Raw genomic sequence first — 23,546 nt, 5'->3', positions numbered from 1 at the left:
AGGGCAGCCTTGCCTGTCTAGACTGCCGCCCCATGGACCTCCGTGCGCAACCGATCCCTCAGCAAAGCGACACACTGGCTGCCCTGTGCAAAGCCAGTGGCGACGAGCTGCGCCTGAACGTATTGCGCGCCTTGGCCAGTGATTCGTTCGGCGTACTGGAGCTGGCGCAGATCTTCGACGTCGGCCAGTCGGGCATGAGCCATCATCTCAAGGTGCTGGCCCAGGCCGAGCTGGTGGCCACGCGGCGCGAAGGCAATGCGATCTTCTACCGCCGCGCCCTGCCCGACAGCCAACGCTTCGGCGGGCGCCTGCACATGGCCCTGCTCGATGAGGTCGACGACCTGACCTTGCCGGAGGACGTCCAGGCCCGCATCGCCCAGGTACAGCAACGCCGCGCCGCCACCAGCCAGGACTTCTTCCTGCGCGTGGAAGAAAAATTCCGCGCCCAGCAAGACCTGATCGCCGGCTTGCCGCAATACCGCGAGAGCCTGCTGGCGCTGCTCGACAAACTGAATTTCGCGCCGGCCGCCAGCGCGCTGGAAGTCGGCCCCGGTGATGGCGGCTTCCTGCCAGACCTGGCACGGCGCTTCGCTCAGGTCACAGCCCTGGACAACAGCCCGACCATGCTCGAGCTGGCACGCCAGGTCTGCGAACGCGAACGCTTGAGTAATGTAAACCTGCAGTTGGCCGATGCACTGGGTGCAACGGATGTGGAAGCCGACTGCGTAGTGCTGAACATGGTCTTGCACCATTTCAGCGACCCGGCCCTGGCCCTGCGCCAGCTGGCCAAACGGGTGAAAGCGGGCGGCAGCCTGCTGGTCACCGAACTGTGCAGCCATGACCAGGGTTGGGCGCGGGAAGCCTGCGGCGACCTCTGGCTCGGCTTCGAGCAGGACGACCTGGCCCGTTGGGCCACAGCAGCCGGGCTGGCCCCCGGGGACAGCCTCTATGTGGGCTTGCGTAACGGTTTCCAGATACAGGTCCGCCATTTTCAGCGGACGGCTGGCGACACTCACCATCGGTAAATTTTAGGAACCCGTCGAGATGAGCGAATACTCCCTTTTCACCTCCGAGTCCGTGTCCGAAGGGCATCCGGACAAGATCGCCGACCAGATTTCGGACGCGGTCCTTGATGCCATCATCGCCCAGGACAAATACGCCCGCGTTGCGTGCGAAACCCTGGTCAAGACCGGTGTCGCCATCATCGCTGGCGAAGTCACCACCTCCGCCTGGGTCGACCTGGAAGAGCTGGTGCGCAAGGTCATCATCGACATCGGCTACAACAGCTCCGACGTCGGCTTCGACGGCGCCACCTGCGCCGTGATGAACATCATCGGCAAACAGTCGGTGGACATCGCCCAAGGCGTCGACCGCTCCAAGCCGGAAGACCAGGGCGCGGGTGACCAGGGCCTGATGTTCGGCTACGCCAGCAACGAAACCGACGTGCTGATGCCAGCGCCGATCTGCTTCTCGCACCGCCTGGTCGAGCGCCAGGCCGAAGCGCGCAAGTCCGGCCTGCTGCCTTGGCTGCGCCCGGACGCCAAGTCGCAGGTCACCTGCCGCTATGAAAACGGCAAGGTAGTCGGTATCGACGCGGTGGTTCTGTCGACCCAGCACAACCCTGAAGTGTCGCAGAAAGACCTGCAGGAAGCCGTGATGGAGCTGATCGTCAAGCACACCCTGCCAGCCGAGCTGCTGCACAAAGGCACCCAGTACCACATCAACCCGACCGGCAACTTCATCATCGGTGGCCCGGTGGGCGACTGTGGCCTGACCGGCCGCAAGATCATCGTCGACTCCTACGGCGGCATGGCCCGTCACGGTGGTGGCGCGTTCTCCGGCAAGGACCCATCCAAGGTCGACCGCTCCGCCGCCTACGCCGGCCGCTACGTGGCCAAGAACATCGTTGCCGCCGGCCTGGCCGAGCGTTGCGAGATCCAGGTGTCCTACGCCATCGGCGTGGCCCAGCCGACCTCCATCTCGATCAACACCTTCGGCACCGGCAAGGTTTCCGACGACAAGATCATCCAGCTGGTGCGCGAGTGCTTCGACCTGCGTCCGTACGCCATCACCAAGATGCTCGACCTGCTGCACCCGATGTACCAGGAAACCGCTGCCTACGGTCACTTCGGCCGCGAACCGCAGCAGAAGACTGTCGGCGACGACACCTTCACCACCTTCACCTGGGAACGCACCGACCGCGCCCAGTCGCTGCGTGACGCTGCCGGCCTGTAATTCTCCTACAGCGGTAAACGAAAGCCCCTGCCGAGTGATCGGCAGGGGCTTTTTTTTGACATATCGGCTGACAACTGCGCGACGCGACGCTCACTGCTGTTGCCTAGGCTGAGGCTTTCCCTCCGCCAAGCAAGGATGCTGGCCATGCCGTTACTGCTCCTGTTCCTGCTCTTTCTATCGTTCAACGCACAAGCCGACGGTTGCCCGGTCTGGTCGGCCGAGCGGGCACGCGCAGAAGTCACCAGCCTGCGCGCGACCGTCCTGCAATGGGATGACCACTACCATCGCCTGGGCAAGTCGCTGGTGCCCGACGAGGTCTATGACCAGAGCAGACAGCGCTTGCTGCAACTGCAAAGGTGCTTCGCACTGGAGAGCGAGCTGGATTCGCTGGCCAGCGCACACGGGCCGATTGCCCACCCGGTCCGCCACACCGGCGTCGACAAGTTGCCGGACGAACAGGCCGTGAGCCGTTGGATGGCCGGCAAGACAGGTGTCTGGCTGCAACCGAAGGTTGATGGCGTCGCCGTGACCCTGGTCTATCGTCAAGGCCGGCTGGTCCAGCTGCTCAGCCGTGGTGATGGCACCCAGGGGCATGACTGGAGCCGACATATCGCGGTTCTCGAAAACGTCAACCGACACCTGCCCAGCCCACTGGACCTGATCCTGCAAGGGGAGCTGTACATGCGCCTGGGTGACCATGTGCAGGCACAAGCCGGCAGTGTCAACGCCCGCACCACTGTCGCGGGGCTGTTGGCGCGCAAGCAACTGGGGCGTGAACAAGGCGCGGAGATTGCGCTATTCGTCTGGGACTGGCCGCAAGGGCCGATTGATCAAGGCGAGCGTATGGCTCGGCTGGCTACCCTGGGCTTCCCCGACAGTCAGCGTTACAGCGTGGCCATCAACAGTGCTGTCGAGGCTGCACACTGGCGCATGCACTGGTATCGCACCGCCCTGCCCTTCGCCACGGACGGGGTGATCCTGCGCCAGAACGCACGGCCGCCGGCCGAACGCTGGCAGAGCAATGCGCCCTACTGGATCGCGGCCTGGAAGTACCCCTTCACCCAGGCGCTTGCCGAGGTACGTGACGTGCACTTTCGCATCGGCCGCACGGGCCGTATCACGCCCATCCTGAAGCTGCTGCCGGTGCAACTCGACGACCGCCGTATTGGCCAGGTGAGCCTGGGCTCCCTGGCTCGCTGGCAGGCACTCGATATTCGTCCCGGTGACCAGGTGGCCATCAGCCTGGCAGGGCTGACCATACCGCGCTTCGAGCAGGTGGTGCTGCGTGCCACCGAACGCGACGCCGTCACAGCGCCTGCGCCAGGTCAATACAACGCGCTGACATGCTGGCAGGCTAGCGAAGGCTGCGAAGAACAGTTCATCGCCCGCCTAACCTGGCTCAGCGGCAAGCAAGGCCTGGCCATGCCGGGCACCGGGCCCGGTACATGGCGACGACTGGTGCAAAGCGGGCAGGTAACGTCGTTGGCAGATTGGCTGGCGCTGGACGCCGAGCAACTGGCCCAGCTACCTGGCATCAACGGCACCCGCGCCAGGCGCCTGCAACGAAGCTTCGAGGCTGGCCGCACCCGGCCGTTCGCCCGGTGGATCAGCGGCCTCGGCGCGCCGATACCGCGCAACTTGCCACTCGAAGGCAACTGGGCAAGCCTCGCCAGCCGCTCAGCTGCGCAATGGCAGGCCTTGCCCGGTATCGGCGCAACCCGCGCCAGCCAGCTGCAGGCTTTTTTCGCAGCGGAGCACGTGCAGGACCTGGCACAACAGCTGAGTGCAAACGGCATTCAAGGGTTCACGGCCGTAGCCACCCGTGAGAGGCAATGAGTTTTAACAAAATCAGCCGTAGGCAAACGCCGAGATTGTTCCAGAAATATCCAACAAGGGTTCCTAAATCGTCAAAAGCAAGGCAGGATTTGCCCCATCTTTTGCTGCCCCGCCCCCTCAAGGAGGCTTTGATGAAATTGATTTCCACTCTGGCACTGCTGACCACGCTTGGTCTTGCGGCTGGCGTTGCCCAAGCTGCCCAGCCCGAAGAGGGCCTGACTGGTTGCGCGGCCAAGCGCAGCGCCGTCGAGAACCAGCTGAAAATCGCCCGTGACCACGGCAACAGCGATCAGGTGGCTGGGCTCGAGGAAGCACTGCGCGGCGTTGAAAACTGCACCGATGCCGGCCTGCGCAAAGAGCGCGAGCAGAAAGTGCTCGATGCGCGTCACGAGGTGGCGCAGCGCGAGAAGGACCTGAAGAAGGCCGAGAAAAAAGGCGACGCGGAAAAGATCATCAAGCGCAAGGACAAGCTTGCCGAGTCCCGCAAGGAGCTGCAGGAAGCCGTGGACGACCTGGACCGCTGATCCTGCCTGATCGCCTGTTGACGCAGGCGATCAATGATTGCGGAATTCGGTATGGCACGCCTTGCAAGCCGCCTCGACCTTGTCCATCGGTGCCTTCAACTGCGCCGCGTCCAACGGCTGGGTACGCGTCACGTCAACCAGCTCACCCGTCACGCCCTCCAGTTGCCGGGCAAGATCATGGAAACGCGCCTGCCGCTCCCACACCTCCGCTCGCGCGCTGCTGTCGCCCTCATCCCGCACCTGAGGAAAATGCTGCCACGGCGCGTGGGCCAGGCCATCGAGCTTCAATGCTCCAGCGGCGAACTTCACCCCGTCGAAAGGCAACCGACCGCGCAACATGCCACCCATGTCTTCGCTGGTCTTGAGCATGTCCTTGAAAATGGCCTTGCGCTTGCCCAGTGGCGAGTTGGGGTCGACCCGGTCACAGGCCGTCAGGGCAAGGGCAGCAAGCAGTACTACGGTCAATCGCTTGAACATCACGGTCACTTCAGCCAACGCAAAGGGGCGGCCAGTATCGCCGCCTGTCAGGCAAAGACCAATAGCCACATAAAACACAAGGGCGAATCTTCATGTTCGCCAGTCACAGGTACCTACTGATGAAATCTGCCCTGCGCCATCTGGCCTGGACACTCCCGGCACTCGCCCTGCTGGCCGGCTGCAACGGCGGCGAAAGCGCCAAGCCCGAGCCTCACGCCATCGCCACCTATGCCCCGGCCACCTGGAAAGACCTGCCTGCGGTCAGCGATGAAGACCTGCTGGCTGGCTTCTATGCCTGGCGCAGCGGCTGCGAAAAACTCAAACGCGACCCGGTGTGGGCCGCCACCTGCGAAGCGGCCGGCAGCGACACGGCGAGCGCCACACAGGTGCGCACGTTCCTCGAACATAACCTGCAGGTGTATGGCTTGCGCTCCGCCGACAACAACGCCAACGGCCTGATCACCGGCTACTACGAACCGGTCTACCCCGGCAGCCTGAAGCGCACCGAAGCAGCGCACGTGCCGGTATATGGCGTACCCGATGACATGATCGTGGTCGACCTGGCCAGCGTATACCCCGAACTCAAGGGCAAGCGCCTGCGCGGCCGCCTCGATGGACGCGTGCTCAAACCCTACGATACCGCCGAGGTGATCAGCCGCGATGGCGTCAAGGCGCCCGTGCTGGCCTGGCTGACCGATCCGATGGACCTGCAGTTTCTGCAGATCCAGGGCTCAGGCCGGGTCCAGTTGGAGGATGGCCGCCAGCTGCGGCTGGGCTATGCCGATCAGAACGGTCACCCCTACCGGCCAATCGGCCGCTGGCTGGTGGAGCAAGGCCAGTTGAAGAAAGAAGACGTGACCATGGGCAGCATCCACGCCTGGGCCATGGCCAACCCGCAGCGGGTGCCGGAACTGCTGGCCAGCAACCCCAGCTACGTGTTCTTCAGTGCCCGCCCGGACAGCAACGAGGGGCCGCGCGGCTCGCTGAACGTGCCGCTGACAGCGGGCTACAGCGTGGCCATCGACCGCAAGGTGATCCCGCTGGGCAGCTTGCTGTGGCTGTCGACCACGCGCCCCGATGGCACGCCGGTGGTACGCCCGGTGGGCGCTCAGGATACCGGCGGGGCAATCGCGGGCGAAGTGCGTGCGGACCTGTTCTGGGGGACCGGGCCGCAAGCTGGCGAGCTGGCGGGCAACATGAAGCAGCAGGGCCAGATCTGGATGCTCTGGCCCAAGGGCAAGCCGCTGCCTGAAGTACCTAAAGTGCCTTGATCGGCGCTGGATTCTTCGCGGGCAAGCCCGCTCCCACAGGTGCTGCACAGATCTCAAGACCTGTGGGGACCCTGTGGGAGCGGGTTTATCGAGGCGTCGAACCGCCGCGAAGCAGGCGATGCGTTTTCAGACCGAAACCACGAAGAACGAAACGATGATCGCCAACCCGGCAAACCACACCAGCGACCGCAGCGCTGCCCAGTCCGCCAGGTAGCAGATGATGTAAAGCAAACGGCTGGTGATATACATCACCCCCAGCACATCCTGGGTCACCTGCTCGGCATTGCCGACGATATCCGCCACCAGCACCGCTGCGGCAAACGCCGGGAAGGCTTCGTAGCCGTTCTGCTGCGCCGCATGGGCACGCCTTGGCAGGCCCGACAATGTATCGAGGAAGGCGCGCGGATCATGATTGTCCTTCAGGCCGAAGCGGCCACTGCTGACCTTGGCGACCAAGGCACAAAGCGGGTTCAACAGCAGCGCGATCAGGATGCACCAGAGGGCAACGGTCATGCTCATGACTCCTTGTTCGAAAATGGGTTAGAGCTTCATCACCAGCATGCCCGCCAGGACCAGCCCGCAAGCTAGGAGTCTTGGCCCGCCAAAAGGTTCTTTGAGGTAGCGCATGCCCAGCAATACCACCAGGATCACACTCAACTCGCGCAGGGCTGCCGCTTCGGCCACCGAGCCCAGGTGCATGGCCCACAGCACCAGCGCATAGCTGAACAGCACGCAAAAGCCCACCGCCAGCCCCAAGCGCCACTGTGTGCGCCAGAACAGTACGAACGGCGCCCGCCGCGCCACGCTGGCCAGCAACGGGAATGGCCAGGCACTGAGCAGCGTCAACCACACCAGGTAGTCCCAGGGTTTACCCCACAACCGCACCGCCTGGCCGTCGAACCAGGTATAGCAACCGATACACAGGCCGATCAGCGCAACCACCGGCAACATCGACCAGGGCAATCGGTCACCGCCACCGCCCTGCCACAGCAGACAGGCCATGCCACACGGGATCAGCAGGATACCGATGATCTGCTGCTGGCTGAGCGACTCACCGGCAAACGCCAGGGTCAGCCCCAGCACCACCAGCGGCGACAGCCCGCGCATCAGAGGATAGACCAGCCCTAGGTCACCAACCCGGTAGGCCTGGATCAGCAGGAACCGGTACAACTGCTCGGCCAGCGCCGAAGCCAGCAGCCAAGGCCAGATCTCGGCGGGTGGGAACTCGGTGAAGGCCACGGCGAACACGGCGAACACCAGCGCGACGAGATCCATGCTGGCAATCACCAACAGGCGTTCGCCGCTGAATTTGATCAGGGTGTTCCAGGTCGCGTGCAGCAGGGCGGCGACCAAAACCAGGGAAGTTGCCAGCACGCCTTTGGGTCCTTGTGACGTTTTTGAGGGATGAATATATAGCGTTGGGGTGCGGGTTGCCTGTGGTGTGTACGCCGATGGAGATCCAGCGCCTGTGAGATCGAGCGCCGCGCGGGCGGCGCTCGGTCTCACAGGCGCTGGAAATGTTGCGGCATGCACCAGGCCGCCATAATGCGCCCTTCAGCAGTGAACACCCGGAACGATTCCAGCATTTCTGGTCAAATCCTGTGTCCCGAGCCCCTCGCCAGATCATCAAAGAACTGCCCGAGCCATTCGGGTTACGACTTGGAAGCCACTGTCACAGGATTCGGGATGCTTGAATTAGTTGCCGCGTTTATCTGCCTCACCACCCTCCTCACCTATGTCAATTACCGCTTCATCGGCCTGCCGCCCGCCATCGGCGTGATGGTCACGGCGCTGCTGTTCTCCCTGATGCTGCAGGGCCTGAGCCTGATCGGCTTCCCTGGCCTGGAAGAACGCGTCGAAGGCCTGATGAACCAGATCGATTTCAACGACCTGCTGATGCACTGGATGCTGGCGTTCCTGCTGTTCGCCGGCGCACTGCACGTGAACCTCAGCGACCTGCGCAGCTACCGTTGGCCGATCGGCCTGCTGGCCACCTTGGGCGTGCTGATCGCCACCGTGGTGATCGGCTACCTGTCGCACTGGGTGTTCGCCCTGTTCGGCTGGCAGGTGCCGCTGATCTATTGCCTGCTGTTCGGCGCACTGATCTCCCCGACCGACCCGATCGCAGTGCTGGGCGCGCTGCGTACCGCCAATGCGTCCAAACCCTTGAAAACCACCATCGTCGGCGAATCGTTGTTCAACGACGGTACCGCGGTCGTGGTGTTCACCGTACTGCTGGGCATCATCCAGCTGGGTGAAACGCCAAGCGTATCCGACACCGCCATCCTGTTCGCCCGCGAAGCCATCGGCGGCGTGCTGTTCGGCGGCATCATCGGCTATGCCACCTACCGCATGATCAAGAGCGTCGAGCAGTACCAGGTCGAAGTCATGCTGACCCTGGCACTGGTGATCGGTGGTTCGGCAATGTGCTACGAGCTGCATGTTTCGGCGCCGATCGCCATGGTGGTCGCCGGCCTGATCATCGGCAACCTGGGGCGCAACCTGGCGATGAACGACATGACCCGCCGCTACATGGACGGCTTCTGGGAACTGATCGACGACATGCTCAATGCCCTGCTGTTTGCCTTGATCGGCCTGGAGCTGTTGCTGCTGCCGTTCAACTGGCTGCACCTGGCGGCGGGCAGCGTGCTGGCACTGGCGGTACTGCTGTCACGCCTGCTGACGGTGGCACCGGCGATCGTGCTGTTGCGGCGCTGGCGGCCCGTGCCAAAAGGCACCGTACGGGTACTGACATGGGGTGGCTTGCGCGGTGGGGTATCGGTGGCCCTGGCGCTGTCGCTGCCATTGGGCGAGGAACGTGACCTGCTGTTGTCGATCACCTACATCGTGGTGTTGTCGTCGATCCTGGTGCAGGGCTTGAGCATCGGCCGGGTGGTGCGCAAGGTCAGCGCCCAGCCTTGAGAATGCCGGGGCCGCCTGGCGGCCCCGGAATCCTTACTCCACCGCAGAGTCCGGGAACTGGTCCTGGATGTACTTGATCTCGGTACGCCCGTGTGGCGCCGGCAAGCCATCATCGCCGAGGTTGACGAAGACCATTTTGTCCACGGTCAGGATGGCCTTGCGGGTGATCTTGTTGCGCACTTCGCACTTGAGGGTGATCGAGGTACGGCCAAACTCGGTGGCAGTGATGCCCAGCTCGATGATATCGCCCTGGCGCGAGGCACTGACGAAGTTGATCTCCGACATGTACTTGGTCACCACGCGCTGGTTGCCCAGCTGGACAATCGCATAGATCGCCGCTTCTTCGTCGATCCAGCGCAGCAGGCTGCCGCCGAACAGCGTGCCGTTGGGGTTGAGGTCTTCGGGTTTTACCCATTTGCGGGTGTGAAAGTTCATCTGTACTCCTGACCTGCTTGGCTAACGTGGAGTAATGATGGCAGAGCGGCCGCCAGCGCTCCATTGAACATCGACTATCGTCGCGATAAATCGACAGAAAGCCTTGGGTGTGTCACACAGCCACGGCTATAATCGCTGCCGATTCACATGGCTGCCCGCAGTGGCGGCCATCCCGCCACCCATCCGAGGGGCGCTGCAGCAGGCTCGGCCTGTCAGGCTCGGTTGGGGCGTTGTCCGCTGAAGCGGACGCTCAACGCACAACGGCGCCCATTCGCACACTACGAATGGAGGCTCTCATGAGCGCTGTAAACACGCCTGCTGGTTTTTCCGACTTCAAGGTCGCCGACATTTCCCTGGCCGACTGGGGCCGCAAGGAAGTCATCATCGCCGAATCGGAAATGCCCGCACTGATGGGCCTGCGCCGCAAGTATCAAGCCGAGCAACCGCTCAAGGGCGCGAAGATCATCGGCTGCATCCACATGACCATCCAGACTGCCGTGCTGATCGAGACCCTGGTCGCCCTGGGCGCTGAAGTCCGCTGGTCGTCGTGCAACATCTTCTCCACCCAGGATCAGGCCGCTGCCGCCATCGCCGCCGCCGGCATCCCGGTGTTCGCCTGGAAAGGTGAAACCGAGCAGGAATACGAGTGGTGCATCGAGCAGACCATCCTGAAAGATGGCCAGCCTTGGGACGCCAACATGGTGCTGGACGACGGTGGTGACCTGACCGAGATCCTGCACAAGAAATACCCGGCCATGCTGGAAAAAATCCACGGCGTGACCGAAGAAACCACCACTGGCGTGCACCGCCTGCTGGACATGCTGGCCAAGGGCGAGCTGAAAGTCCCGGCGATCAACGTCAACGACTCGGTCACCAAGAGCAAGAACGACAACAAGTACGGCTGCCGTCACAGCCTGAACGATGCCATCAAGCGCGGCACCGACCACCTGCTGTCGGGCAAGCAAGCACTGGTGATCGGCTACGGTGACGTGGGCAAGGGCTCGGCCCAGTCGCTGCGCCAGGAAGGCATGATCGTCAAGGTCACCGAAGTCGACCCGATCTGCGCCATGCAGGCCTGCATGGACGGCTTCGAAGTCGTTTCGCCGTTCAAGGACGGTATCAACACCGGTACCGAAGCCGGCATCAACGCCGACCTGCTGGGCCGTATCGACCTGATCGTCACCACCACCGGTAACGTCAACGTCTGCGACGCCAACATGCTCAAGGCCCTGAAGAAGCGTGCCGTGGTCTGCAACATCGGCCACTTCGACAACGAAATCGACACTGCCTTCATGCGCAAGAACTGGGCATGGGAAGAGGTCAAGCCGCAGGTTCACAAGATCCACCGTACCGGCGCGGGTACTTTCGACCCGCAGAACGACGACTACCTGATCCTGCTGGCCGAAGGCCGCCTGGTGAACCTGGGCAACGCCACTGGCCACCCAAGCCGCATCATGGACGGTTCGTTCGCCAACCAGGTGCTGGCGCAGATCTTCCTGTTCGAGCAGAAGTTCGCCGAACTGCCAGCCGCCAAGAAAGCCGAGCGCCTGACCGTGGAAGTGCTGCCGAAGAAACTCGACGAAGAAGTGGCCCTGGAAATGGTCCGCGGCTTCGGTGGCGTGGTCACCCAGCTGACCCCGCAACAGGCCGAGTACATCGGCGTGACCGTCGAAGGCCCGTTCAAGCCGCACGCCTACCGCTACTAAGCGGCGGGCTTGGAGCGACCAGCTCCAACGCCGAAACCTGAACGATGCCCAAGCCAGATCGGCCATCACCGATCTGGCTTTTACTTGCAGCTTGCTGCTTGAGGTTTGCTGCTCGAGGAACGCCTGATGTCCCAAGATCGCCGTTACAGTTTCGAGTTCTTCCCAACCAAGACCGACGCCGGTCACGAAAAACTGATGGGCGTTGCCCGCCAGCTGGCCGCGTACAATCCGGACTTCTTCTCCTGCACCTATGGTGCCGGTGGCTCCACCCGCGATCGCACGCTGAACACCGTGCTGCAGCTGGAAAGCGAAGTGAAGGTCCCGGCCGCACCGCACCTGTCGTGCGTCGGCGACACCAAGGATGAGCTGCGCGCCCTGCTGGCCGAGTACAAGGCAGCTGGTATCAAGCGCATCGTCGCCCTGCGTGGCGACCTGCCGTCGGGCATGGGCATGGCCAGTGGTGAATTGCGTTATGCCAGCGACCTGGTCGAGTTCATCCGCCAGGAAACCGGCGACCACTTCCACCTGGAAGTTGCCGCCTATCCGGAAATGCACCCGCAGGCGCGCAACTTCGAAATCGACCTGGCCAACTTCGTGCACAAGGTCAAGGCCGGTGCCGACAGCGCCATCACCCAGTACTTCTTCAACGCCGACAGCTACTTCTACTTCGTCGAGCGCGCGCAGAAACTGGGCGTGGACATTCCAGTGGTGCCCGGCATCATGCCGATCACCAACTACAGCAAACTGGCACGCTTCTCCGATGCCTGCGGCGCCGAGATCCCGCGCTGGATCCGCAAGCAACTGGAAGCCTACGCCGACGATACGGCGAGCATCCAGGCCTTTGGCGAGGAAGTCATCACCCGCATGTGCGAGCAATTGCTGCAAGGCGGCGCACCGGGCCTGCACTTCTACACCCTCAACCAAGCCGAGGCGAGCCTGGCGATCTGGAACAATCTGAAGCTGCCACGCTGAAACTTTTTGGCACCATTGGATTCAGAGGCAATTAAGGCTTTGGTCATAGACTAAAGCCTTGATTACGTTCTGACTCTGACAGGTGTCGTCTGCAATGCAACATTTCATGCCATCACGTCCTCAGCTCGTGTATCTGGCGTTCGGCCCTGCCACTTATCACCAGGAAGCCTGTTTCAGCATCGTCAGCGCCCTCGCGCAGCTGGGGGACAATGCCAACACGGCCATCGACATCCAGGTCCATACCGACAATGCCGAGCCCTACGGCAAACTGCCGGTGACCGTTCATCTGCTCGACGAGGCTACCCGCAAGACGTGGAGCAAGCCCCACGGCTACCATTTCCGCAGCAAGCATGTGCTGTTGCGCCAAGTGCTGCAGCAACATCCCCAGGCCGTGCTGATCGACACCGACACCTTCTTCCGCAAGTCGCCGCTGCAACTGTTCCAGCGGGTCAAGCCCGGCACACTGTTGTGCAACGCCATTTACGCGCGCTACGGCGATAATCCGAAGTGCGTGCTCTACACGAACCTGCTGGGCATTCTCCAGTCACGCGGCCTGGCCGACTGCAAGATGCCGCTGATCAACTCGGGGGTGATCGGGCTGTGCGCCGAGGACACCGATGCCCTGGACCGCTCCATTACCATGATGGACGAGTTCTATCCGTTGGCCCGCACCGCCTACACACTCGAAGAGTTCTGCCTGGCGGTGGCCGCTTACCGCAAGATGGAGCTGGCCGAATGCACCGACGTCATTCACCATTACTGGAGCCGCAAGGCCCAGTTCCGCGCCAAGATTCAGGCCTGGCTGCGCAAACACGGCGATAACCCTCTGGGTGCGGCGGCGCTTGCCGATGTGGCTTTGGTCAACGACCAACTGCCACGACCACCGACCCTGCAACGTTTGGGCTACAAGGCCTTGAGCCTGACCATGCCCAGCCGCGAGCGCCAGTTCGTACGCGAACTGCTTTATGGCTGCTACCCCTACCCCAACGAATTCGATCGCGCTTGCGCAACGGCCTGGTGGGACAAGGCGCTGGAGAATCTCAACGAACGCTACGGGCGCATCGAACCCGAGCAATTGCGTCAGTGCCTGCGCCACCCGAGCCTGCGCCTGTCACTGCGTGGCCGGCGCAAGGATATCGAGGCACACCTGCTGCGCACTTCCCATCGATGAGGCCCCCACCGGGGGCTTTCATCTTCACTGGCCTTGCCCCCCAGTGAGCGCGTAATCTCGCGCCATGCCCCACATCGCCCACTTGCTGTGCATCCTGCTGCTCGCCTGCCTGAGCCCGATGGCGCTGGGCGAGCGGCTGCGCCTGGTCAGCGACGATTGGGCGCCTTATGTGTATCGCGATGGTGGCCGGGCCAGAGGGATCGATTACGAAGTCACCACCGAGGTGTTCCGCCGCCTGGGGGTCGAGGTGGACTGGCAGTTCCTGCCGTGGAAGCGCTGCCTGGCCCTGGTGGAGCAAGGCCTGGCTGACGGGGTGATGGACACTTTTCAGGTCGAGTCGCGCAAGACCTACATGGTCTATCCGGCAGAACCCATGTCCGATGTCGAGTTCGTGCTGTATCAGGCCAGCAACCGGCGCCATGCCATTCGCCAACTGAATGACCTTGCCGGCCTGACCGTAGGCACGTCGCCGGGCTACGCCTACGACAAGGCGTTCAACGAATCCCAGGATTTCCGTCGCGAAACCGCGCCGAGTCACGAAGCCAATTTTGGCAAACTCATACGCGGGCGCATCGATCTGCTGGTCACCGACCGCCTGGTCGGGCGTTACTTGCGCAAACAGCTTGGCCTTGAACAACAGGTCGAAGAGCTGCCCCTGATCATCAGCCGTCAGGCGCAATTCCTGGGCCTGGCACGCAAACCCGGGCGCGAACAACTGGCCTTGGCGTTTACCGAAGAGCTGCGCCGCTTCAAGCAGGAACCGGCATTCGAGGCGATTATCGAACACTACATCGGCGACGCTGGCGATCTTGCCGGCACCGTTGAGCAGCAGGAAAGCAGCACGCTGCGTTAGCTCTGTTATACTCGGGCCTTCCCGCCCGGCTCACGCCCGGACGCTCGGCCTCGCAACAGGCATCCCGATCGGCATTGACGCCCCTTGGCGTCCACCCTCCGCTTCCCGGATGTGCAGTGAAAGCCCAGCTGGACCGGACGCGATCGCATCCCTTCGATGCCCGTCGCGCCAGGCAGAATATCCCAACGGGCCCAGCCCCCACGAGAACAGGATTGCCCATGTCCTTTGCTTCCCTCGGTCTCTCCGAGGCTCTTGTCCGCGCTATCGAGGCAGCGGGCTACACCCAGCCGACTCCGGTGCAACAGCGGGCCATTCCCGCCGTGTTGCAAGGCCGCGACCTGATGGTTGCCGCACAGACTGGTACTGGTAAAACCGGCGGCTTCGCCTTGCCGATCCTCGAGCGCCTGTTCCCGGCCGGCCACCCCGACAAATCCCAGCGTCATGGCCCACGCCAGCCACGCGTACTGGTCCTGACCCCGACCCGCGAACTCGCCGCCCAGGTACACGACAGCTTCAAGGTGTACGCCCGTGATCTGCCGCTGGTCAGCGCCTGCATCTTCGGCGGCGTCGGCATGAACCCGCAGATCCAGGCCATTGCCAAGGGTGTCGACGTGCTCGTCGCTTGCCCGGGGCGCCTGCTCGACCTGGCCGGCCAAGGCAAGGTCGACCTGGCCCACGTGGAAATCCTGGTTCTCGATGAAGCCGACCGCATGCTCGACATGGGCTTCATCCATGACGTCAAAAAGGTCCTCGCCCGCCTGCCGGCCAAGCGCCAGAACCTGCTGTTCTCGGCGACCTTCTCCAAGGACATCACCGACCTGGCCGACAAGCTCCTGCACAACCCGGAGCGCATCGAGGTCACCCCGCCGAACACTACCGTCGAGCGTATCGAGCAGCGCGTCTACCGCCTGCCCGCCAGCCACAAGCGCGCCCTGCTGGCGCACTTGATCACACTGGGTGCCTGGGAACAGGTACTGGTGTTCACCCGCACCAAGCACGGCGCCAACCGCCTGGCCGAGTACCTGGAAAAGCACGGCCTGACCGCCGCCGCGATTCACGGCAACAAAAGTCAGAACGCCCGGACCAAGGCCCTGGCCGACTTCAAGGCCAACAGCGTGCGCGTACTGGTAGCCACCGACATCGCCGCCCGTGGCCTGGACATCGACCAGTTGCCACACGTGGTCAACTTCGAGCTGCCGAACGTCGAGGAAGACTACGTGCACCGCATCGGCCGTACCGGCCGCGCCGGGCGCTCGGGCGAAGCCATCTCCATGGTCGCGCCGGATGAAGAAAAGCTGCTCAAGAGCATCGAGCGGGTCACCAAGCAGAAGATCCCGGATGGCGACCTGATGGGCTTCGATGCCAGCCAGGTAGAAGCCGAAAAGCCTGAAGTACGCGAGCGCCAGCAGAACAGCGGCCGCGGCGGCCGCAACCAGCAGCAAGCCCGTGGCGAAGGCGGCAAAGACGCCAACGGCGGTCGCAAGGACAAGGGCAAGGATAAAGGCAAGGCCAAGCAGCAGGCGGCGGACAAACCGGCCGACAAGGAAAAGTCCGGCGACAAGCAGCAACAACGCAAACCGCGTGACAAGAAGCTGCGTCAGCAGCAACAAGCCAGCAGCAGCAGCAGCGTGCCGAAAGCACCGGCTGATCGTGACCCGGAAGAGTTCCTGGACGACGATATCGACAACTTTGGTAACCGCGCCGACTACGTCAGCCCATACCAGAACGGCAAAGGCCAAGGCCGCAACCGCCGTCCGGGTGGTGCAGGCCAGGGCCAAAGCCAAGGCGGCGGCCAGCGCAGCAGCAACGGTGGTGGTCAAGGCCAGGGCCGCAATGCAGGCGGCCAGCAGCGCAGCGCCAGCGGCGACAAGCGCCCACGCAACAACAACGGTGGCGGCGCCCGTCGTGACAACAATGGTGGTGGCCGTAACCGTTCGGCCGGCCGTGAAGATGCCTCGCGTCAGGAGCCGGCAGTACGCAGCAGCCGCGAACAACACCAGCCGGTAATCATCCGCAAGGAATCCAAGCTCGATCGTTACCCGACGCCGGAACAGCTGGATGACCTGCCGAGCCGCCCGCGCGGTGAGCGCCCTGCACTGCTCACCCGCAAGGGCTGAGCCGCGCATCAGGCAATAAAAAACGCCGCCCAATGGGCGGCGTTTTTTATTGCTCGGGCAACAGCATCACTTCTGCTGAACACCTTCGAACACGAAGTACAGCTCAACTTTCTCGGACAGCGGACCGAGGTCCATCGACTTCGGCGCGAAGTCCTTGCGGTTGATGTCCAGCTTGCCCTCGAAGCCGGCACGGTAGCCGCCCCACGGGTCCTTGCCCTCGCCAATGAAGGTAGCCTTGATCACAACCGGCTTGGTGACGCCAGTCAGGGTCAGGTCACCGGCGACATCGGCAGTCAGCTGGCCTTCGGCGTTCTTGCCGGTCGGAGTTACCTTGGTCGACTTGAACGTCGCGGTTGGGTACTTGGCTACGTCAAGGAAGTCCTTGCTCTTGATGTGCTTGTCACGCTCGGCGTGGTTGGTGTCCACGCTTACCGTCTTGAGGGTGACATCGATCTTGCTGGCTTCAGGCTTGGCCGGGTCCCAGCTGAAGTTGCCATCCCAGTCCTTGAAGGTGCCGGTGATGAAGCTGTAGCCCAGGTGGCTGATCTTGAAATCAACGAACGCGTGCTGGCCTTCCTTGTCGATCTTGTAATCGGCAGCCATGGCCTGGCCGGCGGCGAACAGTGCAGTACCCAGCGCCAGAGCGGCAAAAGTCTTTTTCAACATCCTTACTTCCTTCCTATGCAATTGAGGTTGAGAGTCAAGCTTTGCGGCCCAGCATGCGGGTCAGGGTCGCGTCACGGTCGATGAAATGGTGTTTCAATGCGGCCAGGGCGTGCAGCACGGCGAAGATCACCAGGCCCCAGGCCAGCCACAGATGAATCACGCCAGCCAGGTCTGCCTGGTCGGGCAGGTCGCTGATCAGCGCCGGTACTTCGAACAGGCCGAAGACCGGAATGCCGACACCGTCGGCAGTAGAGATCAGGTAACCGGCGATCATCACCGCGAACAGGCCCAGGTAAAGCGCCAGGTGGCCCAGTTTGGCCGCCACGCGGGTGAACGCCCCATGGTTAGCCGGTGCCGGAGGAGGTGGGCTGATGAAGCGCCAGACCACCCGCAGCAACATGACCGCCAGCAGCACCAGGCCGATACTCTTGTGAAGATCGGGACCGGCCTTGCGCCAAGGATCGTAGTAGCCGAGATCGACCATCCACAGGCCCAGGCCGAACAGCCCGAAGACTGCCAGTGCAACGCCCCAGTGCAGGACGATGCTGACCATGCCATAGCGAGAAGGTGAATTGCGCAGTTGCATGATGACGTGATTCCCCGTGAAAGCTGTGCACAGACTAGCGCGTAACGTATCGAATAAAAGCTTAAAAAATTGCTTTGGATTATCGAGAAATCCGATGATTAGTCTGCAATTTGGCTATTAAGGAAACATTAACGATAGCTGGAGAGTTTAGGGTTGCCAGGGCCGGCCTCATCGCGGGCAAGCCCCGCTCCCACAGCTACTGCGCATGCCTGGAGGCGTAAGCAGTGTGGGGGCGGGTTTGCCGCGAAGAGGCCGGTGCGGGAATCAACCGGCCTTGGCCTGGTTATCGGTCACAGGCTTTTTGGCAGGCGCGGACTTGACCGTGGCCTTTTTGGTATCGACCGCTTTATGCGCCTGCTTGGCCGCAGGTTTGGCCGCGGGCTTGTGTGCTGGCGCATGCTTGGCCGGTGCTGCCTTGGTAGCGGCAGGCTTGGCCGGTTCTTCCTTGGCCATCTCTGCAGGCGCAGGGGCAGCAGGGGCAGTTGCAGGAGCCGGTGCCGGTACTGGTACGACTTCCTCGGTCTTGGCAACCGGTGCAGCCTTCACTTCGGGCTTGTCACCACCACCGAACAGGCGCGAGAAGAACCCGCCGCTGTCCTTCTTCGCCACCGCGGCGCCCGCCGTTGCCGCTGCCGCGACGGTTGCGGCCTTGGCCGGGTCGAACGACTTGCCGGCCAGCAGGTCCTGCACCTGGCTGGCGGCACGCTGACCGCTGCGCAGGGCGCCTTCGAGGGTACCTGGGTACAGCGCATCGGTGTGCTCACCGGCAAAGGTGATGCGCTGCACCGGGCGCTCCCACAGGCGCCAGTACTTGCTGATCTGCCCCGGGCCGTAGGCCAGGTAAGCGCCACCGGTACCGGCATCGACACTGTAACGCTTGACTTCGTAACCGGTGAACGCGCCACGAGCCTGCGGATAAAACGCATGCAGGCGGATCAGCACCTGGTCGACCATCTGCTTGTCGCCGAAGGCCTGCAGCAGGCGGGCGTTGTCACCCGACAGGTTGATCACCACGTTGGCACCGCCCTTGAGCGCCGGCTCGATCCACAGCATGCCGAGGCCGGCGTTACTGAAGATCTCGCCCGACATACGCGCGCGGCTTTCCCATACCGGCTGCTTGAACTTCAGCATCAGCTGGTCGCGCCAGCCATAGTTGGTGCCCTTGAGCGCTGCCACGTGCTGGGTGTCCAGGCCAGGAGTCATCTGGATCTTGGCCAGCGCCCGCAGAGGCACCGCCATCACCAGGTAATCGGCCTTGTAGTCCGTGCTGCCGACCTTGACGGTGACGCCATCCTTGTCCTGCACGATCGCCGTCACTGGCGAGCTGGTCTTGATGGTCTTCAGCTGCTTGACGAAAGCCTGGGCAAGCACCGGGCTGCCGCCAGGCAGGCGCGCGGCACGCAGGTCGCGGTCACTGACGCCACGGTAGACGCGGTTCTGCTGGGCGAAGTAGAGCAGCGACAGGCGCGATGGCTCGTCATAGCGGGTGCGGATCTGCTGGTTGATCAGCTGACGCGCGGTGGTCGGCAATTGAAGCTTGTCGAGCCAGGTGGACACGTTCATCTGGTCGAGGGCGAACAGGGTGCTGTTTGCCTGTGGGTTGAGCGGGTCATCGATCGAGCGGGCCAGGTCGTCGAGGGTCTTCTCGTAACGCTTGAGCGCTTCGGCGGTGGCCGGTTGCTTGGTGGTCAGGTCTGTGGCGCTGAAGTACTCACCGTCGATCAGGTAGCCTGGGGTACGCACGAACTCGGGCGCGGGCAGGGTTTCAAGCTTGAAACGGTCGAGGTACTGGTTCAACACCGGCTGGGCCTTGGCATTGCCGATCCACTCGCTGGTGGCCAGGCCCGAACGGCCGCCCATTCCGGGCTTGGCCTCCAGCAGGGTGACCTGCCAGCCCTTGTTCTGCAGCTCATAGGCTGCGGTCAGGCCAGCCAGGCCGCCCCCCACCACGATTGCCGAAGGTGTCTTGTCCTTTGCCAGCGCGGCACCGCTGGACACACCGATCAATACCAACGCGCACAGGCGCACCCAAGCAGCAGCCATGTCGGCGAACTCCGAGTTGAAATTGCAGGGATGGGAAGAGGCGGGAATGCCCCGAGAGTCGATGCGCTAAGAATACGTCAGGTATGCGGACCCTGCCAGCACAGCGACATCAAGTGCTTTTGGCAACTGGCATTTTTGTCAGTAGCCAGGCCTCTGGTCACTCGATGATGCTGTCGGCAGTAGCTGAAAATAACCGACAAATGGAGCTGCCCATGACCTTCAAGGAGAATTTCTCACATGTAAGAAGGCAGTCACTCGAGTACAAACAGACACTGCATATGCCTACAGGTCTGAGCATTCGCTCCAACAGCACTTCCTGTACGGGGTTCCACGAGGCGTTCAAGGGCCCCGAGGGCACAGAGTTGGTGATTGGCGAACTCTGTGATGTGGAGATTGCATTCCGGCAGGAAGTTGAAAGCCTGCTGATCGAGTACTACGTTGTCAGCGACCAGCATTTCGAAGAAGTTCAACTGCTGCTGGATACCGATGGCTGCGAAATGGACCTGATTTCCCCGGTCCCACGCCATTTCTATTGGCTGACCCTTTCTGGCAGTGGCTACACCGATTACAGACGCGGCCCCGTCTCTTCTCAGCCATACCAGCAGATCATCGAAGGGCCATTCCGCCGCCTGACCATCTCCACCTCCCTGGCTGGCACGGTGAACATTCGCCGGCTGGAGTGGACGCGCACCTACCGCCATTGACCACTAGCGGTTGTCCTGCCCCCTGGCTTTGCTTAGGCTTACGCGGTCAAAGCAGGCAGTAAAGCCAGGAGAAGTGCCCATGGGCCTCAACGATCAGTGGATGCAACGCGACCTCAAGGTCCTGTGGCACCCCTGCACCCAGATGAAAGACCACGAGCAGTTGCCGCTGATCCCGATCAAGCGTGGCGAGGGCGTATGGCTCGAGGACTTCGACGGCAAGCGTTACCTGGATGCCGTGAGCAGCTGGTGGGTCAACGTGTTCGGCCACGCCAACCCGCGCATCAACCAGCGCATCAAGGACCAGGTCGACCAGCTGGAGCACGTGATTCTCGCCGGTTTCAGCCACCAGCCGGTGATCGAGCTGTCCGAGCGCCTGGTGGCCATGACCCCGGCCGGCCTGGACCGGGTGTTCTATGCCGACAACGGCTCGTCATGCATCGAAGTGGCGCTGAAGATGAGCTTCCACTATTGGCAGAACATCGGCAAACCAGCGAAAAAACGCTTCGTTACCCTGACCAACAGCTACCACGGCGAAACCATTGCCGCGATGTCCGTGGGTGACGTGCCGCTGTTCACCGAAACCTACAAGGCGCTGCTGCTCGACACCATCAAGGTGCCAAGCCCGGACTGCTACCTGCGCCCCGAAGGCATGGGCTGGGAAGAGCACTCGCGCAACATGTTCACCGCCATGGAACAGACCCTGGCCGAGCACCACGAAACCCTCTCGGCGGTGATCATCGAGCCGCTGATCCAGGGTGCCGGTGGCATGCGCATGTATCACCCGGTGTACCTCAAACTGCTGCGCGAAGCCTGCGACCGCTATGACGTGCACCTGATCCACGACGAGATCGCCGTCGGTTTCGGCCGCACCGGCACCATGTTCGCCTGTGAACAGGCCGGCATCCGCCCGGATTTCCTCTGCCTGTCCAAGGCCCTGACCGGTGGCTACCTGCCGCTGGCCGCCTGCCTGACCACCGACAAGGTTTACCAGGCCTTCTACGACGATTACCCGACCCTGCGCGCGTTCCTTCACTCGCACAGCTACACCGGCAACCCGCTGGCCTGCGCCGCCGCCCTGGCGACACTGGACATCTTCGAGCAGGACAACGTGATCGAGGCCAACAAGGCCCTGGCCACGCGCATGGCCAGCGCCACCGCGCACCTGGCCGATCATGCCCACGTCGCCGAAATCCGCCAGACCGGCATGGCCCTGGCCATCGAGATGGTCCAGGACAAGGCCACCAAGGCCGCCTACCCGTGGCAGGAGCGTCGTGGCCTGAAGGTGTTCGAGCACGCCCTGACCCGCGGCGCCCTGCTGCGCCCGCTGGGTAGCGTGGTGTACTTCCTGCCGCCGTATGTGATTACTCCGGAGCAGATCGACTTCCTCGCCGAAGTGGCCAGCGAAGGCATCGACATCGCCACCCGCGACAGCGTCAGCGTCGCCGTACCGGCCAACTTCCACCCCGACTTCCGCGACCCGGGCTAGTCGCCGCACCTCCTTCCTTGTGGGAGCGGGCTTGCCCGCGAACGAGGGCTAAGCCCTCGCCAGACACCCGCGGTGCCTGCTTCGCGGGCAAGCCCGCTCCCACAGGGGCTCTGCGTACAACCCTATACCGAGCTGAACCATGAGACTGTCCCGCTTCTTCATCGACGCCCCCCTGAGCCTCGGCGAGCACGACCTGCCCGAAGCCCAGGCCCACTACATCGGCCGCGTCCTGCGCATGGCCCCCGGCGACGCCGTGCAACTGTTCGACGGCAGCGGCCAGGAATACCTCGGCCAGTTGCTCGAAGTCGGCAAGAAGACGGTCCGCGTCAGCCTCGACCAGGCCCTCGCCGGCCAGCCTGACTCGCCGCTGCACGTCCACCTCGGCCAGGGCCTGTCCCGCGGCGAGCGCATGGACTGGGCGATCCAGAAGGCCACCGAGCTTGGCGCGAACGCAATCACGCCGATCGTCAGCGAACGCTGTGAAGTGCGCCTGAAGGACGAACGCGCCGACAAGCGCCTGGCCCATTGGCGCCAGGTGGCGATCAGTGCCTGTGAACAATGTGGCCGTTCGACCTTGCCGGTCATTCATCCGCCCGTGACACTGGCCGAATGGCTGAAGGCCACCGAAGCCGACCTCAAACTGGTCCTGCACCCAGTCGCCGAACCACTGACCAGCCATGACAAGCCGGCGACGCTGGCCTTCCTGATCGGCCCGGAAGGGGGGCTGAGCGAGGCGGAGGTCGAACAGGCCAAGGCCGCTGGCTTCCACGCTGCACGCCTCGGGCCGCGGGTCCTGCGCACCGAGACCGCCCCCGTGGTGGCGCTGTCGGTAGCGCAGCAGTTGTGGGGTGATTTTTCGTAAACAAAAAGCTAACGCACGTACAGCGACACCGCCACGAAGTGCATCAGGCTGCCGGCAATCACGAACAGGTGCCAGATGCCATGCCAGTGGCGGAAGCGGCTGTCGAAGGCGAAGAAGATGATCCCCACGGTGTAGAACACGCCGCCGGCCGCCAGCCAGGTGAAGCCGGCAGTGCCTAGGCTGTTCAGCAGTGGCTTGACCGCCACCAGCACGATCCAGCCCATCACCGCATAGATGATGATCGACAGGATGCGCGCCTCCGAGCGCGGTTTGATTTCCTGCAGCATGCCGATCACCGCCAGCCCCCAGACCACGCCGAACAGGCTCCAGCCCCAGGGTCCGCGCAAGCTGACCAGACAGAACGGGGTGTAGCTGCCGGCGATCAGCAGGTAGATCGACAGGTGGTCGAGCTTGCGCATGATCACCTTCGCCCGCCCACGGGTGCTGTGGTAGAGGGTGGAGATGCTGTAGAGCAACAGCAAGGTGCTGCCGTAGATGGAGAAACTGACGATCTTCCAGGGGTCGCCCTGCAGGCCCGCAACGACGATCAGCCAGATGGCACCGATACAGGCCAGGACGGCACCGACCAGGTGGGTCCAGGCGTTGAAGCGTTCACCGTAGTACATGCAAACACAGACCTCGCTAGGTGGGCTGGGTTCCTGAGTCGTCCTGTTCCGGCC

22 protein-coding genes and 1 riboswitch are annotated in these 23,546 nt (G+C 63.0%); of the genes, 14 read left to right on the top strand and 8 right to left on the bottom strand.

The features are described 5' to 3' along the window. Positions 1-32: 32 nt before the first annotated feature. The 4 genes from ACIPZ5_RS12290 (at position 33) to ACIPZ5_RS12275 (ending at position 4,595) form a co-directional block, all read left to right on the top strand. The gene (locus ACIPZ5_RS12290; RefSeq protein WP_343598089.1) at positions 33-1,025 is read left to right on the top strand and encodes a metalloregulator ArsR/SmtB family transcription factor; all 993 of its coding nucleotides are present in this window, start codon (positions 33-35) and stop codon (positions 1,023-1,025) included. Between the two features lie 19 nt (positions 1,026-1,044). Continuing rightward, positions 1,045-2,235 (top strand): methionine adenosyltransferase, encoded by a 1,191-nt coding sequence (gene metK, locus ACIPZ5_RS12285; RefSeq protein ID WP_261942412.1) that lies wholly within the window; start codon positions 1,045-1,047, stop codon positions 2,233-2,235. A 144-nt stretch (positions 2,236-2,379) separates the two neighbouring features. Continuing rightward, on the top strand, positions 2,380-4,071 hold the full coding sequence (gene ligB / locus ACIPZ5_RS12280; RefSeq protein WP_400808856.1) for an NAD-dependent DNA ligase LigB: 1,692 nt from the start codon (positions 2,380-2,382) through the stop codon (positions 4,069-4,071). A 131-nt stretch (positions 4,072-4,202) separates the two neighbouring features. Next, complete coding sequence (locus ACIPZ5_RS12275; protein ID WP_400808853.1) at positions 4,203-4,595, top strand: DUF1090 domain-containing protein; 393 nt, start codon at positions 4,203-4,205, stop codon at positions 4,593-4,595. 30 nt (positions 4,596-4,625) lie between these two features. Here the strand turns inward: ACIPZ5_RS12275 and ACIPZ5_RS12270 are convergent, their stop codons facing one another. Next, positions 4,626-5,072 (bottom strand): cytochrome c, encoded by a 447-nt coding sequence (locus ACIPZ5_RS12270; RefSeq protein ID WP_313710436.1) that lies wholly within the window; start codon positions 5,070-5,072, stop codon positions 4,626-4,628. Between the two features lie 119 nt (positions 5,073-5,191). Here ACIPZ5_RS12270 and ACIPZ5_RS12265 point away from each other — a divergent pair, with 119 nt between their 5' ends. Next, a complete protein-coding gene (locus ACIPZ5_RS12265) occupies positions 5,192-6,343 on the top strand; it encodes a murein transglycosylase A (protein WP_400808850.1) in 1,152 nt (383 codons plus the stop codon). A 126-nt stretch (positions 6,344-6,469) separates the two neighbouring features. On the opposite strand, the gene ACIPZ5_RS12260 is transcribed toward ACIPZ5_RS12265, so the two are convergent. Then, positions 6,470-6,856, bottom strand: coding sequence for an MAPEG family protein (locus ACIPZ5_RS12260; RefSeq protein WP_261942408.1), 387 nt, complete (start codon positions 6,854-6,856; stop codon positions 6,470-6,472). A 27-nt stretch (positions 6,857-6,883) separates the two neighbouring features. Further along, positions 6,884-7,717: an EamA family transporter gene (locus ACIPZ5_RS12255; RefSeq protein WP_343598080.1), complete on the bottom strand. Its 834-nt coding sequence runs from the start codon at positions 7,715-7,717 to the stop codon at positions 6,884-6,886. A 312-nt stretch (positions 7,718-8,029) separates the two neighbouring features. Here ACIPZ5_RS12255 and ACIPZ5_RS12250 point away from each other — a divergent pair, with 312 nt between their 5' ends. Next, on the top strand, positions 8,030-9,265 hold the full coding sequence (locus ACIPZ5_RS12250) for a sodium:proton antiporter (RefSeq protein ID WP_343597769.1): 1,236 nt from the start codon (positions 8,030-8,032) through the stop codon (positions 9,263-9,265). 33 nt (positions 9,266-9,298) lie between these two features. Here ACIPZ5_RS12250 and ACIPZ5_RS12245 read toward each other — a convergent pair whose 3' ends face one another. Further along, on the bottom strand, positions 9,299-9,700 hold the full coding sequence (locus tag ACIPZ5_RS12245; RefSeq protein WP_166885937.1) for an acyl-CoA thioesterase: 402 nt from the start codon (positions 9,698-9,700) through the stop codon (positions 9,299-9,301). A 179-nt stretch (positions 9,701-9,879) separates the two neighbouring features. Then, positions 9,880-9,976: riboswitch (S-adenosyl-L-homocysteine riboswitch) on the top strand. Between the two features lie 20 nt (positions 9,977-9,996). Here ACIPZ5_RS12245 and ahcY point away from each other — a divergent pair. From ahcY to ACIPZ5_RS12220, 5 genes are all read left to right on the top strand, one after another. Further along, positions 9,997-11,406, top strand: coding sequence for an adenosylhomocysteinase (gene ahcY, locus ACIPZ5_RS12240; RefSeq protein ID WP_110633282.1), 1,410 nt, complete (start codon positions 9,997-9,999; stop codon positions 11,404-11,406). Positions 11,407-11,532: 126 nt separating this feature from the next. Beyond that, positions 11,533-12,378, top strand: a complete 846-nt coding sequence (gene metF / locus ACIPZ5_RS12235) for a methylenetetrahydrofolate reductase [NAD(P)H] (protein ID WP_261942404.1) — start codon at positions 11,533-11,535, stop codon at positions 12,376-12,378. A 94-nt stretch (positions 12,379-12,472) separates the two neighbouring features. Further along, positions 12,473-13,549 carry a hypothetical protein gene (locus ACIPZ5_RS12230; RefSeq protein WP_400808843.1) on the top strand — a complete coding sequence of 359 codons (1,077 nt, stop codon included), beginning with the start codon at positions 12,473-12,475 and terminating at the stop codon, positions 13,547-13,549. 64 nt (positions 13,550-13,613) lie between these two features. Next, on the top strand, positions 13,614-14,402 hold the full coding sequence (locus tag ACIPZ5_RS12225; RefSeq protein WP_343597761.1) for a transporter substrate-binding domain-containing protein: 789 nt from the start codon (positions 13,614-13,616) through the stop codon (positions 14,400-14,402). 218 nt (positions 14,403-14,620) lie between these two features. Beyond that, entirely contained in the window at positions 14,621-16,519 is a 1,899-nt protein-coding gene (locus ACIPZ5_RS12220) for a DEAD/DEAH box helicase (RefSeq protein ID WP_400808839.1), read from the top strand. A gap of 66 nt (positions 16,520-16,585) precedes the next feature. Here ACIPZ5_RS12220 and ACIPZ5_RS12215 read toward each other — a convergent pair whose 3' ends face one another. The 3 genes from ACIPZ5_RS12215 to ACIPZ5_RS12205 form a co-directional block, all read right to left on the bottom strand. Continuing rightward, entirely contained in the window at positions 16,586-17,185 is a 600-nt protein-coding gene (locus tag ACIPZ5_RS12215) for a YceI family protein (RefSeq protein WP_313710426.1), read from the bottom strand. 34 nt (positions 17,186-17,219) lie between these two features. Beyond that, a complete protein-coding gene (locus tag ACIPZ5_RS12210) occupies positions 17,220-17,771 on the bottom strand; it encodes a cytochrome b (RefSeq protein WP_343597756.1) in 552 nt (183 codons plus the stop codon). 264 nt (positions 17,772-18,035) lie between these two features. Continuing rightward, positions 18,036-19,814 carry a flavin monoamine oxidase family protein gene (locus ACIPZ5_RS12205; protein WP_400808835.1) on the bottom strand — a complete coding sequence of 593 codons (1,779 nt, stop codon included), beginning with the start codon at positions 19,812-19,814 and terminating at the stop codon, positions 18,036-18,038. A gap of 212 nt (positions 19,815-20,026) precedes the next feature. Between ACIPZ5_RS12205 and ACIPZ5_RS12200 the strand changes: the two genes are divergently transcribed. The 3 genes from ACIPZ5_RS12200 (at position 20,027) to ACIPZ5_RS12190 (ending at position 22,866) form a co-directional block, all read left to right on the top strand. After that, positions 20,027-20,518, top strand: coding sequence for a hypothetical protein (locus ACIPZ5_RS12200; protein ID WP_400808833.1), 492 nt, complete (start codon positions 20,027-20,029; stop codon positions 20,516-20,518). 79 nt (positions 20,519-20,597) lie between these two features. Beyond that, positions 20,598-22,004, top strand: coding sequence for an adenosylmethionine--8-amino-7-oxononanoate transaminase (locus ACIPZ5_RS12195; RefSeq protein WP_400808830.1), 1,407 nt, complete (start codon positions 20,598-20,600; stop codon positions 22,002-22,004). 139 nt (positions 22,005-22,143) lie between these two features. Further along, positions 22,144-22,866, top strand: a complete 723-nt coding sequence (locus ACIPZ5_RS12190; protein WP_343597748.1) for a 16S rRNA (uracil(1498)-N(3))-methyltransferase — start codon at positions 22,144-22,146, stop codon at positions 22,864-22,866. An 8-nt stretch (positions 22,867-22,874) separates the two neighbouring features. Here ACIPZ5_RS12190 and ACIPZ5_RS12185 read toward each other — a convergent pair whose 3' ends face one another. Then, the gene (locus ACIPZ5_RS12185) at positions 22,875-23,492 is read right to left on the bottom strand and encodes a hemolysin III family protein (protein ID WP_085676688.1); all 618 of its coding nucleotides are present in this window, start codon (positions 23,490-23,492) and stop codon (positions 22,875-22,877) included. Between the last annotated feature and the right edge of the window lie 54 nt (positions 23,493-23,546).

Origin of the sequence: Pseudomonas sp. NPDC089428, from assembly GCF_044749325.1 — a bacterium.
Classification (GTDB): Bacteria; Pseudomonadota; Gammaproteobacteria; order Pseudomonadales; family Pseudomonadaceae; genus Aquipseudomonas.
Note: the sequence above shows the minus strand (reverse complement) of the source record. Positions and strands in the feature narration are given on the sequence as shown.

Coding starts and splice junctions, on each gene's coding strand:
- ACIPZ5_RS12290 (WP_343598089.1), top strand. CDS start 33: ATGGACCTCCGTGCGCAACCGATCCCTCAGCAAAGCGACACACTGGCT.
- metK (WP_261942412.1), top strand. CDS start 1,045: ATGAGCGAATACTCCCTTTTCACCTCCGAGTCCGTGTCCGAAGGGCAT.
- ligB (WP_400808856.1), top strand. CDS start 2,380: ATGCCGTTACTGCTCCTGTTCCTGCTCTTTCTATCGTTCAACGCACAA.
- ACIPZ5_RS12275 (WP_400808853.1), top strand. CDS start 4,203: ATGAAATTGATTTCCACTCTGGCACTGCTGACCACGCTTGGTCTTGCG.
- ACIPZ5_RS12270 (WP_313710436.1), bottom strand. CDS start 5,072: ATGTTCAAGCGATTGACCGTAGTACTGCTTGCTGCCCTTGCCCTGACG.
- ACIPZ5_RS12265 (WP_400808850.1), top strand. CDS start 5,192: ATGAAATCTGCCCTGCGCCATCTGGCCTGGACACTCCCGGCACTCGCC.
- ACIPZ5_RS12260 (WP_261942408.1), bottom strand. CDS start 6,856: ATGACCGTTGCCCTCTGGTGCATCCTGATCGCGCTGCTGTTGAACCCG.
- ACIPZ5_RS12250 (WP_343597769.1), top strand. CDS start 8,030: ATGCTTGAATTAGTTGCCGCGTTTATCTGCCTCACCACCCTCCTCACC.
- ACIPZ5_RS12245 (WP_166885937.1), bottom strand. CDS start 9,700: ATGAACTTTCACACCCGCAAATGGGTAAAACCCGAAGACCTCAACCCC.
- ahcY (WP_110633282.1), top strand. CDS start 9,997: ATGAGCGCTGTAAACACGCCTGCTGGTTTTTCCGACTTCAAGGTCGCC.
- metF (WP_261942404.1), top strand. CDS start 11,533: ATGTCCCAAGATCGCCGTTACAGTTTCGAGTTCTTCCCAACCAAGACC.
- ACIPZ5_RS12230 (WP_400808843.1), top strand. CDS start 12,473: ATGCAACATTTCATGCCATCACGTCCTCAGCTCGTGTATCTGGCGTTC.
- ACIPZ5_RS12225 (WP_343597761.1), top strand. CDS start 13,614: ATGCCCCACATCGCCCACTTGCTGTGCATCCTGCTGCTCGCCTGCCTG.
- ACIPZ5_RS12220 (WP_400808839.1), top strand. CDS start 14,621: ATGTCCTTTGCTTCCCTCGGTCTCTCCGAGGCTCTTGTCCGCGCTATC.
- ACIPZ5_RS12215 (WP_313710426.1), bottom strand. CDS start 17,185: ATGTTGAAAAAGACTTTTGCCGCTCTGGCGCTGGGTACTGCACTGTTC.
- ACIPZ5_RS12210 (WP_343597756.1), bottom strand. CDS start 17,771: ATGCAACTGCGCAATTCACCTTCTCGCTATGGCATGGTCAGCATCGTC.
- ACIPZ5_RS12205 (WP_400808835.1), bottom strand. CDS start 19,814: ATGGCTGCTGCTTGGGTGCGCCTGTGCGCGTTGGTATTGATCGGTGTG.
- ACIPZ5_RS12200 (WP_400808833.1), top strand. CDS start 20,027: ATGACCTTCAAGGAGAATTTCTCACATGTAAGAAGGCAGTCACTCGAG.
- ACIPZ5_RS12195 (WP_400808830.1), top strand. CDS start 20,598: ATGGGCCTCAACGATCAGTGGATGCAACGCGACCTCAAGGTCCTGTGG.
- ACIPZ5_RS12190 (WP_343597748.1), top strand. CDS start 22,144: ATGAGACTGTCCCGCTTCTTCATCGACGCCCCCCTGAGCCTCGGCGAG.
- ACIPZ5_RS12185 (WP_085676688.1), bottom strand. CDS start 23,492: ATGTACTACGGTGAACGCTTCAACGCCTGGACCCACCTGGTCGGTGCC.